Here is a 14,903-nt window from a genome sequence, read left to right as displayed (position 1 = left end):
GGCGCGTCTGCGCTTTCCGATCAGTCCGGCAGCGCGGCGATGACGACAAGCTCCACAACAATATCGGGCTGCGCCAGGGCGGCGACGCCGATCACTTCCGATGGCGGCGGATTGTTGTAGCTGCAGTGCTTGGGGCAATGTTCGGCGAAGAATTCGTCCAGCACGTCCAGACGAAAGTTGGGTGAGCTCAGAACGCCGCCGGACGGGAAAGGCCCCTTGACGTAGAACGTCACCTTGACCAGGTGGTCGAGCGAGCTGCCAAGCTCCTCCAGGTCCGACTTGATGTTGGCAAGGATCTCGCGCCATTGCGTTGCCGCGTCGCCGACGGCGCCGCCCTGGTGTTTCGACGGATCGTAATCGTCGACGGTGGCGGTGTTGCCGGACAGAAAGACATATCCCTTCGCGTCCGAGACGACCGTGCCTTTGCCCCAAGGCATCAAACGATCGCCTTTGAATTTCTTGTGCGTCGTGAGGTTCATTTCGGCCTCCTGTCGCCGGATGGTTGTCTTGACCGCAATTCCGGGCGGAAACCGATGGGCAGTTTTGCTGGAATTGCTCTAATCAACCCACATGCCTGTCCGCTTGTGCCAGTCGGCGATCGATTCCTCCGGATAGATCTCGAAGACCTTGTCCTTCTTGCCGACCACCGGTTCGACCCAGTTCGCCTTGTATTTCAGCATCAGATGCACCTTTTCCGGTGGCTTCGGCAGGTCGGTGTCGATCGCCGAGGCGAAGGGATGGACAAGCTCCGGCCAGGTTGGATCGTAAAGCCAGAGCGCCGAGCCGCATTTGCGGCAGAAATTGCGCTCGCCGGTCGAGATCTCGCAATGCGGATGCTCGTCATCCTCGATTTCGGCGCGATAGACGCCCAGGCTTCGCTTGCCCCTGATGTTCATCGTCCCGTAATCGGCGCCAAGATTGATGGCGAAACCGCCGCCGCCCTGCTGCTTGCGGCAGATCGAGCAGTAGCAGAGCATGAACGGCACCGGCGTGTGGCTTTCCACCTCGAAGCGGACGGCGCCGCATCGGCAGGAGCCTTTGAGCAGGACGGGCATGGCGGGAACTCCGTTTCCAGTTTTCAACTTGTCAGCATGCTCTTGGTTGCGACGATGACAAGGCCGATGGCCGATGAGATGATCACCGCATGGATAATACGCGCCTTGAGGAATTGTTCGAAAGCCTGGGTCCGATCAGCATCCGCAAGCTGTTCGGCGGCAAGGGCATCTATTGCGACGGTGTCATCGTCGCGGTCGTCGTGGGCGGCGAGTTGATGCTGAAGGCGGACGAGCAAAGTGCGCCGGACTTTGAGGCAGCGGGCTGCAGGCAGTGGACCTATACAGGCTCGCGCCACGGCAAGGCGGTGGCGATGCCCTATTGGAGCGTGCCGGATAATGCCTTCGACGATCCCGACGAAATGGCGGTGTGGGCGCGGCGCGCATATGAGGCGGGAAGGCGGGCGGGGAAGTGAAACTTGGAGATGCTGGAGGGAGAGCACCCCCCTCTGGCCTGCCGGCCATCTCCCCCGCAAGGGGGGAGATTAGCTGTCGCGCCGGCTTTCGCTAGAGCAATTCCAGGAAAAGTGTGAGCGGTTTTCCGCCGGGAATTGCGTAAAAACAAGGAGATAGAGCATTTCACAGTTTCCGTGAAACGGTGAAATGCTCTAATCGTCAACATTGCAAGAAGACCGCCTTCGATGAAGCTGCCAATCTCCCCCCTTGCGGGGGAGATGTCCGGCAGGACAGAGGGGGGTGTGACGGAACGCGGCCATTGCGGTTGGCCGGAGCTGCCGTAACCGGGTGCCCTACAGCGCCTTGGCAATCTCCGCCGCGAGTCGTGCGTTATTCTCGACCAGCGCGATATTGGTCTTGAGGCTGCGGCCGCCGGTCAACTTAAGGATCTTCGACAACAGGAACGGTGTCACCGCCTTGCCGCTCACGTTCTGCGCTTCGGCGGCTTTCTGCGCGGCTTCGATATAGCCGGCCATTTCGTCGGCCGGGATCTCGTCATTCTGCGGCACTGGGTTGGCGACCAGGATGCCGCCGCCGAAGCCCAGCGCCTGCCGCGTGCGGTAGAAATGCGCGATATCCTGAGGCGCCTGCAGCGTCAGCGGCGCGCGGAAGGGCGACTGCCTCGACCAGAAGGCCGGCATTGTCTCGCAGCCGTGGCCGATGACCGGCACGCCGCGTGTCTCCAGCACTTCCAGCGTCTTTTCGATGTCGAGGATCGCCTTGGCGCCGGCCGAAACGACGATGACCGGCGTGCGCGCCAGCTCGTCGAGGTCGGCCGATATGTCGAAGCTTTTCTCCGCGCCCTTGTGGACGCCGCCGATGCCGCCGGTGGCGAAGACTTTTATGCCGGCCATATGCGCGGCGATCATCGTTGCCGCAACCGTGGTGCCGCCCGTGCGCTTTTGAGCGACCGCGAAGCCGAGATCGGCGCGCGACAGCTTCATGGCGTCACCCGTCATGGCAAGCGATTCGCGTTCGCCATCGGACAGGCCGATCTTGATGCGGCCGTCGACAACGGCGATGGTCGCCGGCACTGCGCCGCCCTCGATGATGATCTGCTCGACCTTGGCGGCCATCGCGCCATTATCGGGGTAGGGCATGCCATGGGTGATGATGGTCGATTCCAGCGCCACCACCGGCCGGCCGGCGGCGAGCGCCTCCGCCACGGGCGGATGGGTGTCGATGAAGGGGCGGGCGGTTTCGGGCGTCATGGCTGTCTCCGGCAAGGAGGAAGTGGAGGCTGGGTCGCCCTATGCCACCTCCCGTGCCTCCGGCACAAGGGCTAGCGCCTGCGTGAAATTGGCGGTCGTAAGGCATGGCACGGCTTCGGGGCTCTCGATCGCAAGCATCGCCGCCGCAACACCCTCGCGCAGCGCGGCGCGCAGCGGCAGGCCGCGCAGCAGGGCGGCGACTGTCGCGCCGGTTAGGGCATCGCCCGCGCCGGTCACGTCGGCGACCCGGCGCGGGACCGGCGGATCGATTTCGAAGACGCCGGCGTCGTCGAAGCCCAGCACGGCAGCGCTGCCGGCCGTGATCACGCCGGCGCTCAGGCCAACCCGCCTGAGCGCATGGACAAGGGCTCTTCCGGACAATTCGGCGCCGACCAGCGCGGCGGCTTCGCGGCGGTTCATGAAGAGCAACGACAAATTTCCGAGCAGCGGCGCCAGCCGAACGACCTTGGCCGGCGAGACGGCAATGGCGAAGACCGGCCGGTCGCCGGCGAGCGCCACCAGGCGCTCCAGCGCCGCCGTCGGCAAATTGGCGTCGCACAGGATGGCGTCGGCGTTGGCGACCGCCTCGCGCACCTTGGAACGCCTTATCTGCTTGGGGAAGGCAAGATCGTAGAGCGCCATGTCGGCCAGCCCGACGATCAGTTCGCCCTCGGCGTCGATCAGCGCCGTGTAGCTGGGCGTCGTGCGGTCGAGGAATACGACCGAGAGGTCCGTTATCCCGGCGTTGTCGATCGCCGCGGCGACCGTGTCCGCCGCCGCGTCGCCGCCGCGCACCGAGATCAGCGAGGCCGACACGCCGCGTTTCACCACACTGCGCAGCGCGTTGAAAACGACGCCGCCGACATCCTCGCGCATCATGCCGGGGTTTGAGGCTGCCGGGACATAAAGGCCCGAGACCTGGCCGCGCCGGTCGATATGGGCGCCGCCCAAAGCCAGGATAGTTGGGGCCAGGATGGTTGGGGATGTCGGCATTTCGGGTCGATGACTTTCGTTGATCGTGCGGCTGCGCACACTAGGTTTCCTCGGGTCACCCTGCAATCGGGTCCCGATTCGGGATGGCCGGATCTCGAAATCTCTTCTGGACCAGCGGTCGTGCTCCGCACTAGCCCGGATGTATCCCCTTGAAACATGTAGCATGAACTGCTATATGTTGTCACATGAGCACGACCCCTAAGCCCGAAACCCTCAAATCGTTCCTCGAACGGTTCCCGACCGATGATTCGTGCCTCGATCACCTCATGGCGACGCGGTACGGGAAACGGCACGTTTGCGCCAAGTGCGGCAAGGAAGCCAACTTTCACCGCGTGAAGGCCCGCCGTTGCTACGAATGCGATTTCTGCGGCTATCAGGTCTACCCGACCGCTGGCACGCCGTTTGAAGCCACACGCACATCCTTGCGCGATTGGTTCACGGTCATGTTCCTGTTCTGCACGTCACGCAACGGCGTGTCGGCCAAGGAAGTCCAGCGCACTATCGGCGTGACCTACAAGACCGCTTGGCGCATGTGCAACCTCATCCGCCAGTACATGGGCTACGTTGATGGCGACACGCCGCTTGGTGGCAAGGACGGCGGCATCGTTGAAGCCGACAAGATGTTTTACGGCGGCAAGGATAAGATGGGCGAGGACGACAAGACGGTCGTTTTCGGCGCCATCGAACGCGGTGGCGAAGTCATCACCCGCGTCCTGCCCGGCCGTGGCCGCAAGCATGTGATGCCGGCGATCTTCGCTTGGGTAAAGCCCGGTTCGCGCGTCGCCACCGATGAGGCTGGCGCGTTTCGGGAACTGTCAGAGCTTGGCTATCTGCACGGCACCGTAAACCATCGTTCCGGCGAGTACGTGAACGGCGCGGTCCACACGAACAATATCGAGGCGTTCTGGTCGCACGTTAAGCGCTCTATGCGCGGGACTTACGTGGCCGTTTCTGAGAAGTGGTTGCAGACCTACCTTTGGGAGTTCGAGTTCCGGCAGAACCTGCGGAAGCATCCCCACCTGATGCTTGACCTCTTGCTGCAAGCGTTCCCGCGCCCGGCACCGTGAGCGGCGGCTTGGTCGCCATCGCGTGTAGCAGTCTCTCGAAGCGATCTGTCGTCTCGTCCATCTTGCGTCTCATGTTGCCGTAACGCGCATTGTACGTGATAGTTGCCCCAAGGGGAAATTGGGGGGGGCGACTAGATGCTTAAGTCTTTTCGCGACTGGTACAACAGCGCGGCCATCTGGATTACGGTGGCGGTTGGCATAGCCATTATAATCCCGTCGTCAGTCTGGCTAGGGTATCGACTGAATTACGATGGCGTGTACGAAGAGTATGCCACAAACCAAGCATATACCGAGGCCAAAACCGAATTCGAGCGCCGCTGTTCGGTCCTTACCGCCCCGCAAGAAATCATCGCATGCTTTAACAATGCCATAGAGACCGCACGCGAGCCCCAGCGCGCCGAAGAAGATTTGCAAGCCCAGCGGCAAGTGGCTACCTGGACCCTTGCTCTTCTCATCGTCAGTTCTGCTCTGGGACTGTTGTCGCTTATTGCCGCTGTCTTCGGCGTGATCCTGGTTCGCAATACTCTTAGTGCCGCCATTGTCTCCAATGAGCTGGCGCGCGAGGACAAGAGGCCTTGGATTAAATTCGATTGCGTGCCGAACGGGAAATTCGATGAGCATGGGCTTAGCCGATCCCAAGTTGTCCTTGAGGTTAAGGCCACAATTGAAGATATCGGCGAAAGGCCGGCCATCGACATGGTCGAGCATACAAAGATCATTCAGGCCGATTTTTCGTACGCTAGAACCTCCGCAATCAAGGCATTTCTCGACGAGATTTTTCAGCGACAAAAGCACCTTAACCATGGGAATATCGTCTACCCGAATGACCCGATCTACACGGACTACACGATCCACACTCTCGTTAAGGACGTGAGGCCAAAAGGGTGGACGAAGAATAGGCCGGTTCTGTTCGAAGGTGAGCCAGAGACCCCGGAAAAATTTCTGATTTACTGCATTACGTATCGCGGTATCGGATTCGAAACGTATTTTCACAACGCTCAAATCTATCAACTCAACCGGTTTGGCCAAAAACCTAGCGATTGGGAACTTCTCAGGCTTGGGCAAGCCCAAAGCATCAGCTGAACTCAACGACAGACCGATCGCTGTCGCCGCAAAAGCCAGCGCCAGAATCAAGACTCTCATGGCCGAACCCCCCAAGCGACGCAAATTGCGTACATGCTTGAGGGGGATACATCCGCACTAGCCCTGGTGAGACAAAAATAGAACAAATCCAGATATTGATTATTTTTCAGATATTTGTTGCCTCTTGCCAAATGAGAACAAAAAAGGTACAAAACGGCAGGGATCACGGATTGTCCGGCCTTCATTGACGACCACGGGGTGATGTATCATGGCTCAGAATACTTTGCGGCTTGTAGAGGATAAGGCAGTGGACAAATCAAAGGCTCTGGATGCGGCGCTGTCGCAAATCGAGCGCGCTTTCGGCAAGGGCTCGATCATGCGGCTCGGCGCCAACGAGCAGGCGGTCGAGATCGAAACCGTGCCGACCGGCTCGCTCGGCCTCGATATTGCGCTCGGCGTCGGCGGCCTGCCGCGCGGCCGTATCGTCGAGATCTACGGGCCGGAAAGCTCGGGCAAGACGACGCTGGCGCTGCACACGGTGGCCGAAGCGCAGAAGAAGGGCGGCATTTGCGCCTTCGTCGATGCCGAACACGCGCTCGATCCGGTCTATGCCCGCAAGCTCGGCGTCGACCTGGAAAACCTTTTGATCTCGCAGCCCGACACCGGCGAGCAGGCGCTGGAGATTTGCGATACGCTGGTGCGTTCGGGCGCCATCGACGTTCTGGTCGTCGACTCGGTCGCGGCACTGACGCCGCGCGCTGAAATCGAGGGCGAGATGGGCGACGCGCTGCCCGGTCTCCAGGCCCGCTTGATGAGCCAGGCGCTGCGCAAGCTGACCGCCTCGATCTCGCGCTCCAACACCATGGTCATCTTCATCAACCAGATCCGCATGAAGATCGGTGTGATGTTCGGCTCGCCCGAGACGACCACGGGTGGCAACGCGCTGAAATTCTACGCCTCGGTGCGCCTCGACATCCGCCGCATCGGCTCGGTCAAGGACCGCGACGAGGTCGTCGGCAACCAGACCCGCGTCAAGGTGGTCAAGAACAAGCTGGCCCCGCCCTTCAAGGTGGTGGAGTTCGACATCATGTATGGCGAGGGCGTGTCGAAGACCGGCGAGCTTGTCGATCTCGGGGTCAAGGCCGGCGTGGTCGAGAAGTCGGGCGCCTGGTTCTCCTATAATTCGCAGCGTCTCGGCCAGGGTCGCGAGAACGCAAAACTGTTCCTGCGCGACAATCCCGACACGGCGCGCGAGATCGAGATGGCGCTTCGGCAGAATGCCGGGCTGATCGCAGAGAAATTCCTTGAGAATGGCGGCTCCGAAGGCGGGGACGACGGTTTCGAGGACGAAGCCGGCGCCATGTAGGGCCGGCCCAGGAAGGTCGCGCAGCGATTTCCTCTCACGGATTGAGCGAAAACAATTTGCCGGCTTAGCCGGAGTTCGGCCACAATCCTGGTTTATTGCTTTGTGCTTATGTAATCGAGTTCTTGAGTACTGCGTACCCGAACCGCCGGCCCTCGCGCCGGCGGTTTTGCGTTTCGCGGCTGCGTCGAGCGGCCGGCGGATCGTTCAATCGGCTTAAAGCGCGTCGCGATCTTTCAGATTCGCTCCATGCGCTTTAGGTTTTTGATTTTACGCATGTCTTTATCCCGAAACCGGTTCCCACTTTCGGGAGACATGCTTTAACTCCGTGTTTCTGGACAGGCTCAAGAGCTATCGCTAAAAGGCCCATCTATCTTCTGAATACCGAAGCCCATTTGCCGCCGGCCGGGCCGGCGGTTCTTGCGAAAAAAGGCAATATGCAATGAGTGGCGTGAACGACATCCGGTCGACATTCCTCGACTACTTCCGCAAGGAGGGCCACGAGATCGTCGCCTCCAGCCCGCTGGTGCCGCGCAACGATCCGACGCTGATGTTCACCAACGCCGGCATGGTGCAGTTCAAGAACGTCTTCACCGGCCTGGAGAAGCGCTCCTATTCGCGCGCCGCGACCGCGCAGAAGAGCGTGCGCGCCGGCGGCAAGCACAACGACCTCGACAATGTCGGCTACACCGCGCGCCATCTCACCTTCTTCGAGATGCTCGGCAATTTCTCGTTCGGCGACTATTTCAAGGAGCGCGCGATCGAGCTTGCGTGGAACCTGATCACCAAGGGCTTCGGCCTGAAGAAGGACAAGCTGCTCGTTACCGTTTATCACACCGACGACGAGGCGGCGGGCTATTGGAAGAAGATCGCCGGCTTTTCCGACGATCGCATCATCCGGATTCCCACCTCGGACAATTTCTGGGCGATGGGCGACACCGGCCCGTGCGGCCCGTGCTCGGAAATCTTCATCGACCGTGGCGAGCATATCTGGGGCGGACCGCCCGGCAGTCCGGAAGAGGACGGCGACCGGTTCCTGGAATTCTGGAACCTCGTGTTCATGCAGTATGAGCAGGTGACGAAGGACGAGCGCATCGACCTGCCGCGTCCCTCGATCGACACGGGCATGGGCCTGGAGCGCATGGCCTCCATCCTGCAGGGCGTCGAAAGTGTCTTCGAGACCGACCTGTTCAAGCATCTGATCGATGCCGCGTCCTCGGCGCTCGGCCAAGGGCCAGATACGGAGAACGTGGCGTCGTATCGCGTCATCGCGGATCACCTGCGCTCGTCTTCCTTCCTGGTGGCCGACGGCGTGCTGCCGTCCAATGAAGGGCGCGGCTATGTGCTGCGCCGCATCATGCGCCGCGCCATGCGCCATGCGCAGCTGCTCGGCGCCAAGGAGCCCTTGATGTGGCAGCTGGTGCCGGCGCTGGTGCGCGAGATGGGCCAGGCCTATCCCGAGCTGGTGCGCGGCGAGGCGCTGATCACGGAGACGCTGAAGCTCGAGGAAACGCGCTTCCGCAAGACGCTGGTGCGCGGCCTCGGCCTGCTTTCGGACGCGACCGAGACGCTCAAAGCCGGCGACATGCTCGATGGCGAGACGGCCTTCAAGCTCTACGACACCTACGGCTTCCCGCTCGACCTGACGCAGGACGCGCTGCGCCAGCGCAACATCTCGGTCGATATCGCCGGCTTCACCGACGCGATGGAGCGGCAGAAGGCGGAGGCGCGCGCGCATTGGGCGGGCTCGGGCGAAGCCGCGACCGAAACCGTGTGGTTCTCGGTGCGCGAAAAGACCGGCGCGACCGAATTCCTCGGCTATGAAACCGAGCAGGCGGAAGGCATCGTCCAGGCGCTGGTCAAGGACGGCAAGACGATCGACAGCGCCTCTCGGGGCGATGTGGTCGCCGTGGTCGTCAACCAGACGCCGTTCTACGGCGAATCCGGTGGCCAGATGGGCGACACCGGCGTGATCTCGGGCGAGGGTTTTTCGATCGACGTTTCCGACACGCAGAAGAAGGCCGACGGCCTGTTCGTGCATCTCGGCAAGGTGGCCAAAGGCACGGTCAAGACCGGTGCTGCGGTCGAGCTCAAGGTCGATCATGCGCGTCGCTCGAAGCTGCGCGCCAACCATTCCGCGACGCATCTCATCCACGAGGCGCTGCGCGAGGTGCTGGGCACCCATGTCGCGCAGAAGGGCTCGCTGGTCGCGCCCGACCGCTTGCGCTTCGACATTTCGCACAACAAGCCGATCTCGGCCGATGAACTCGAAGAGGTCGAGCGCATGGCCAACGAGATCGTCGTCCAGAACAGCCCGGTGACGACGCGGCTGATGTCGGTCGACGATGCGATCGCCGAGGGCGCGATGGCGCTGTTCGGCGAGAAATACGGCGACGAGGTGCGCGTCGTGTCGATGGGCACGGGCCTGCATGGCGCCAAGGCCAACCGCCCATATTCCGTCGAGCTCTGCGGCGGCACGCATGTCAGGTCGACCGGCGATATAGGCCTGGTGCGCATCCTCTCGGACAGCGCGGTGGCGGCCGGCGTGCGCCGCATCGAGGCGCTGACCGGCGAGGCGGCGCGCAAGCATCTCGACGAGCAGGACAGGCGGCTGAAGGCTGCGGCGGCGACGTTGAAGATCTCGCCAGCTGACGTGCCGTCGCGCGTCGAGGCGCTGCTCGAGGAGCGCAAGAAGCTCGAAAAGGAGCTTACCGAGGCGCGCAAGAAGCTGGCGCTGGGCGGCGGTTCGGCCGTTGCCGATGCCCCGGCTACGAATGAGACGGTCGCAGGCGTCGGTTTCCTCGGCAAGGCGGTCAGCGGCGTGGCGCCGAAGGATCTGAAGCCGCTGGCCGATGCCGGCAAGAAGACGCTCGGCTCCGGCGTGGTGGTCTTCGTCGGCGCGGGCGAGGACAACAAGGCGAGCGTGGTCGTCGGCGTCACCGACGACCTGACCGGCCGCTTCAGCGCTGTGGATCTGGTCCGCGTCGCGTCCGCCGCGCTTGGCGGCCAGGGCGGCGGTGGCCGGCCCGACATGGCGCAGGCCGGCGGCCCAGACGCCTCCAAGGCGAACGACGCAATCGCGGCGGTGAAGGCGGCGCTGGAAGCGGCGTAAGCCGGCCGGCTTGGCATTAGGCCGGTTACTCACTCTGCGAGGTTGGCGCTGCCCCTCATCTGCCTGCCGGCATCTTCTCCCCGTTGAACGGGGAGAAGGGGCTGTCATTTCGGCTTTCGCAAATCGCCGGCATTGCAACTGCTTTTTCTCCCCGTTTACGGGAAGAAATGCCCGGCAGGGCAATGAAGGGCAGCGCCGACGCTGAGGGAGGTTACTCGGCCGACGCGACCTTTTCAGTCCGCGCAAAGCTCGCACGATCAGCGACGCGCGCGAACCAATCTCTGATTTCCGCAAATCGCGCCAAAAGATCGCGCCCTTCCGCGACCTTGAGGAAATAAGCGATGATCGGCGCCGCGTGCAGGTCCGCCAACGTCAGTTGGTCGCCAAGCAGCCAGGGCCCTCTGGCCTTCAGCGATGTCAAAACCCTGAGCACGGTCTCGGCCTGGCGGAGCCCACTGGCGATCAGCGCCTCATCCGGCTGCGTCTTTTCGAGCCGCTCGACCGCCACGTCCCAGACCATGGCGCGGTAGCCATAGGCGTCGAGCATGCCGATGATCTGGTTCATCCGCGCCCGGAGGTACGGATCAGTAGGCTGCAAGGCCGGACCGGGAAAGCCTTCGTCGACATAACGCGCGATGGCGCCGGTCTCGAACAGACGGAAACCGTCATGCTCGAAGGCCGGGATGCGGCCAAACGGGTGATGCTCGAGATACCAGGCGGGAACACCCTCGGCGGCGAAGATGTCGAGCGGGACCAACTCGTAGCCGATGCCTTTCTCCTCCAACGCCATCCGCGCGATGCGTACATAAACGCTGTAGTCGGCGCCGTAGAGAACAGGCTTTGCCATTTGTCATTCCCCTGCGTCTTGGCGATCCCGAATCCAGACGCGCAGCGCGCCTGTGGCTTGAAAACCGCAGGCCAATGCGTCATCCAGCCCGCCGTCGCGATCGTAGCCGACCAGCGCGCGACCTCCGGAAAAAGCGTTGGCCGCGGCCCGCGCGGCATCTCGATAGGCCGGGCCGCCATCCGCCGCAAAGACATTCGACAAACCGATCAGCAGCCCGGATCTGTTGGCTATGCAGCCAGCCGCGAAGCCGTAGAGCGTCCGTCGGCCAAGGATGGCAATGGCGGGATCGGCGAGGATCGCTGCCGGAAAGACGCGGCCGTTGGAAAAACCTGCGCTACCGGCCCAGGCAAATTCCCATAACTCCAAGCGGGTAGCGTCCTCAACACGTTCCCAACCGCAAGGCGTCGTCATCGGATGAGTTAGATCCATCCAGATCCAACTTGCTTCGAAGAGTTGACGGAACTCCAGCGGTTGGAGATCCAGACGGCAAAATCCGTCCTTGACCGAAAAATCGGTAGCAAGAACGGATGTCAGTCTGGCTATCTCGGCAAGTTGGGCCGCTACGGCATCGGCATCCAGAGTTGTGGCATTGGGGTAATAGGGAGGTGCCTGCTCGTGGCTAGACCAGATGGAGCCGCTCCTCCGGTCGACTAGCCCGTGTGCCTTGAAAATTGCCTGACAGAGGTCGGCATTGTTGCCGGCGCAAAGGCGAGCCCTTTCGCCAGCATTTCGCACCTCTTCTTACCCCATCGCCTTCTGCAGATTCTCGTCGATCTTGTCGAGGAAGCCGGTGGTCGAGAGCCAGGGCTGATCGGGGCCGATCAGCAGCGACAGGTCCTTGGTCATGAAGCCTGACTCGACGGTCTGGATGCACACTTTCTCCAGCGTCTCGGCGAAGCGCTTCAGCTCGGCATTGTCGTCGAGCTTGGCGCGGTGGGCGAGGCCGCGCGTCCAGGCGAAGATCGAGGCGATCGAATTGGTCGAGGTTTCCTCGCCCTTCTGGTGCTGGCGATAATGGCGGGTGACGGTGCCGTGCGCGGCTTCGGCTTCCACCGTCTTGCCGTCCGGCGTCATCAGCACCGAGGTCATCAGGCCGAGCGAGCCGAAGCCTTGCGCCACGGTATCCGACTGCACGTCGCCGTCATAGTTCTTGCAGGCCCACACATAACCGCCCGACCATTTCAGGCTCGATGCGACCATGTCGTCGATCAGGCGGTGCTCGTACCAGAGTTTCCGCGCCTTGAATTCGGTCTCGAATTCCTTCTCGTAGACCTCCTGGAAGATGTCCTTGAAGCGGCCATCATAGGCCTTGAGGATGGTGTTCTTGGTCGACAGATAGACCGGGAAGTTGCGCAGCAGGCCGTAGTTCAGCGAGGCGCGGGCGAACTCGCGGATCGACTCGTCGAGATTGTACATGGCCATGGCGACGCCGGAGCCTGGGGCGTCATAGACGTCATGCTCGATCACCTGGCCGTCCTCGCCGACGAATTTGATCGTCAGCTTGCCCTTGCCGGGGAAGCGGAAGTCGGTGGCGCGGTACTGGTCGCCGAAGGCGTGACGGCCGACGACGATCGGCTTGGTCCAGCCCGGCACCAGGCGCGGCACGTTCTTCATGATGATCGGCTCGCGGAAGATGGTGCCGCCGAGGATGTTGCGGATGGTGCCGTTGGGCGACTTCCACATCTTCTTGAGCTTGAATTCCTCGACGCGCGCCTCGTCGGGGGTGATCGTCGCGCATTTCACGCCGACGCCCCATTTCTTGATGGCGTTGGCCGAGTCGATCGTCACCTGGTCGTTGGTGGCGTCGCGGTGCTCGATGCCGAGGTCGTAATATTCAAGCTTCAGGTCGAGATAGGGGTGGATCAGCTTGTCCTTGATGAACTGCCAGATGATGCGGGTCATCTCGTCGCCGTCGAGTTCGACGACCGGGTTCGCCACCTTGATCTTCGCCATGGAAAGAATGCCTCGTTGCTGGGGATCTGGACGGCCTTGCCCGCATGGTTTCGGCCGGGGATGCGGAGCGTATATCAAAGGCTTTTTCAGCGCGCAAACCGCGATCCGCGCCGGGCGGATGGGTGCCGGCGTTGTGAATGCTTCATTTTCCGGTGCGGATGTGGCAGGGGACGCCGAAACGCCGCAAACCCCGGTTACCCATAGCCATGCCACCCACCGAAGATAGAGCCAACACCACCTCCGCCGGACCGGCGATCATCCTGGTCGAGCCGCAGCTCGGCGAGAATATCGGCATGGTCGCGCGGGCGATGGCGAATTTCGGCCTGTCCGAGCTTCGGCTGGTCAACCCGCGCGACGGCTGGCCGAGCGAGAAGGCGCGCGCGGCAGCCAGCCGCGCCGACCATGTCATCGACGCCACCAGGGTCTTCGACGATCTGGCCTCGGCGATTGCCGATCTCAATTTCGTCTTCGCCACGACGGCGCGCGAGCGCGATGGCTTCAAGCCGGTGCGCGGGCCGGTGGAAGCGGGCAGGGCGCTGAGGGCTCGCGTCGAAGCGGGCCAGCGCACCGGCATCCTTTTCGGGCGCGAGCGCTTCGGCCTCTACAATGACGAGGTCGGGCTCGCCGACGAGATCGTCACCTTCCCGGTCGATCCCGGCTTCTCCTCGCTCAACATCGCCCAGGCGGTGCTTTTGATGTCCTATGAATGGATGAAGTCCGGCCTCGCCGACGAGACTGAGACCAATTTCTCCGGACCGGAGCTGGTGCCGGCGACCAAGGAGCAACTGCACAGCCTGTTCGCCTATCTGGAGAACGCGCTGGAAGCGCGCGGCTACTTCCGCCCGGAAGAGAAGAAACCGAAGATGGTCGACAATCTGCGCGCCGTGTTGACGCGCGCGGGCTTCGCCGAACCTGAGCTCAAGGTCCTGCGCGGCATCATCTCCTCGCTCGACCGGTTCTCGCCGGCCATGCCGCGCGGCGACGGCTCGCCCGGGGACGATCCAAGGCGATTGCCGGCCGGTGTCGCACGAAGTCGCGCCAAAGACCAGGAAAGTTAAGATCGATAAGCTGTGAGCATTTGAAGTAACCGATTCTTATTCGGTTATGCCTCACCTTGCTGCAATAGTGGGGGTGGCACATGTTTACGTCCAATATTGGTCGGCTGCGCTTTTTCCTTTACTCTCTCGGTCTCGCTATCGCCGAAACCGTGGTAATCGTTGCGTGCATCGTCAGCACGATCGGCTTCGAAGGGCTGATCAATTCAGGGCCTGGTCCGTCGCGGCAGGGCATGGCGGGCGCCGTCCTCATCGCCTCGTTCATCTTTGTCGCGTTGCGCGGCAACATCGCCTCGCGCCGCGTCCGCGACGCCAACGGGCGCCGCTGGATCCTGTGGGCCTACATCGCCCTTTCCGCCGTCTACGCCCTTTTGCAGGCGGGCGTGCTGCTGGTCGTCAAATTCGACGATCCCGAGAGCATCCCGGGCGGGCTGAACCTGCTCGGGCTTTCGATATTCGGCCTCTGGTGCACGATCCTCTGGGCGAAACCCGTCGCGGGCAGCAACATCGACGAATTGACCGATGTTTTCGACTTCGACGGTCCACTTCCGGCATCGTCGCGCACCGCACGCACGGCCGCGCCGGCCGCTCCACGTGCCGCGCCTGCCACTTCAGCCGCACGCGTTCCGTCCGCGCCGCAGCCTTTCGGCAGGCCGCGTCCCGCCGGCTTCGGCAAGCGCGGGATATGAGTGAGCCTAGGAGACAGCTGCG

14 protein-coding genes are annotated in these 14,903 nt (G+C 62.4%); 7 read left to right on the top strand and 7 right to left on the bottom strand.

Annotated elements, in window-relative coordinates; genetic code table 11:
• Window positions 1–20: 20 nt before the first annotated feature.
• Both MJ8_RS18470 and MJ8_RS18465 read right to left on the bottom strand, forming a co-directional pair.
• Window positions 21–479 (bottom strand): RidA family protein, encoded by a 459-nt coding sequence (locus MJ8_RS18470; RefSeq protein ID WP_201410241.1) that lies wholly within the window; start codon window positions 477–479, stop codon window positions 21–23.
• A 78-nt stretch (window positions 480–557) separates the two neighbouring features.
• Entirely contained in the window at window positions 558–1,055 is a 498-nt protein-coding gene (locus MJ8_RS18465; RefSeq protein ID WP_201410240.1) for a GFA family protein, read from the bottom strand.
• Window positions 1,056–1,144: 89 nt separating this feature from the next.
• Here MJ8_RS18465 and MJ8_RS18460 point away from each other — a divergent pair, with 89 nt between their 5' ends.
• A complete protein-coding gene (locus tag MJ8_RS18460; protein ID WP_201410239.1) occupies window positions 1,145–1,468 on the top strand; it encodes a TfoX/Sxy family protein in 324 nt (107 codons plus the stop codon).
• Between the two features lie 333 nt (window positions 1,469–1,801).
• On the opposite strand, the gene MJ8_RS18455 is transcribed toward MJ8_RS18460, so the two are convergent.
• Window positions 1,802–2,719: a pseudouridine-5'-phosphate glycosidase gene (locus tag MJ8_RS18455; RefSeq protein ID WP_201410238.1), complete on the bottom strand. Its 918-nt coding sequence runs from the start codon at window positions 2,717–2,719 to the stop codon at window positions 1,802–1,804.
• Window positions 2,720–2,758: 39 nt separating this feature from the next.
• The gene (locus tag MJ8_RS18450; protein ID WP_201410237.1) at window positions 2,759–3,712 is read right to left on the bottom strand and encodes a carbohydrate kinase family protein; all 954 of its coding nucleotides are present in this window, start codon (window positions 3,710–3,712) and stop codon (window positions 2,759–2,761) included.
• Between the two features lie 185 nt (window positions 3,713–3,897).
• On the opposite strand from MJ8_RS18450, the gene MJ8_RS18445 reads away from it, so the two are divergent.
• The 4 genes from MJ8_RS18445 to alaS all read left to right on the top strand — a co-directional run bounded on the left by MJ8_RS18445 (window position 3,898) and on the right by alaS (window position 10,337).
• On the top strand, window positions 3,898–4,779 hold the full coding sequence (locus tag MJ8_RS18445; RefSeq protein ID WP_201410236.1) for an IS1595 family transposase: 882 nt from the start codon (window positions 3,898–3,900) through the stop codon (window positions 4,777–4,779).
• Between the two features lie 135 nt (window positions 4,780–4,914).
• A complete protein-coding gene (locus MJ8_RS18440; protein WP_201410235.1) occupies window positions 4,915–5,862 on the top strand; it encodes a hypothetical protein in 948 nt (315 codons plus the stop codon).
• A 268-nt stretch (window positions 5,863–6,130) separates the two neighbouring features.
• A complete protein-coding gene (gene recA / locus MJ8_RS18435) occupies window positions 6,131–7,228 on the top strand; it encodes a recombinase RecA (protein ID WP_040981289.1) in 1,098 nt (365 codons plus the stop codon).
• A 439-nt stretch (window positions 7,229–7,667) separates the two neighbouring features.
• Window positions 7,668–10,337: an alanine--tRNA ligase gene (gene alaS / locus MJ8_RS18430; protein ID WP_201410234.1), complete on the top strand. Its 2,670-nt coding sequence runs from the start codon at window positions 7,668–7,670 to the stop codon at window positions 10,335–10,337.
• Window positions 10,338–10,548: 211 nt separating this feature from the next.
• On the opposite strand, the gene MJ8_RS18425 is transcribed toward alaS, so the two are convergent.
• From MJ8_RS18425 to MJ8_RS18415, 3 genes are read right to left on the bottom strand one after another with little or no spacing between them, the layout of a single operon-like run.
• Window positions 10,549–11,184 (bottom strand): glutathione S-transferase family protein, encoded by a 636-nt coding sequence (locus MJ8_RS18425; protein ID WP_201410233.1) that lies wholly within the window; start codon window positions 11,182–11,184, stop codon window positions 10,549–10,551.
• Between the two features lie 3 nt (window positions 11,185–11,187).
• A complete protein-coding gene (locus MJ8_RS18420; protein ID WP_201410232.1) occupies window positions 11,188–11,919 on the bottom strand; it encodes a hypothetical protein in 732 nt (243 codons plus the stop codon).
• Between the two features lie 6 nt (window positions 11,920–11,925).
• On the bottom strand, window positions 11,926–13,137 hold the full coding sequence (locus MJ8_RS18415; protein WP_201410231.1) for an NADP-dependent isocitrate dehydrogenase: 1,212 nt from the start codon (window positions 13,135–13,137) through the stop codon (window positions 11,926–11,928).
• Window positions 13,138–13,343: 206 nt separating this feature from the next.
• On the opposite strand from MJ8_RS18415, the gene MJ8_RS18410 reads away from it, so the two are divergent.
• Entirely contained in the window at window positions 13,344–14,195 is an 852-nt protein-coding gene (locus tag MJ8_RS18410) for an RNA methyltransferase (RefSeq protein ID WP_201410230.1), read from the top strand.
• A gap of 80 nt (window positions 14,196–14,275) precedes the next feature.
• The gene (locus tag MJ8_RS18405; RefSeq protein WP_201410229.1) at window positions 14,276–14,881 is read left to right on the top strand and encodes a hypothetical protein; all 606 of its coding nucleotides are present in this window, start codon (window positions 14,276–14,278) and stop codon (window positions 14,879–14,881) included.
• Window positions 14,882–14,903: the final 22 nt, after the last annotated feature.

The sequence above is a fragment of the Mesorhizobium sp. J8 genome (genome assembly GCF_016591715.1).
GTDB lineage: Bacteria > Pseudomonadota > Alphaproteobacteria > Rhizobiales > Rhizobiaceae > Mesorhizobium.
This window is presented reverse-complemented; position numbering and strand designations above follow the sequence as displayed.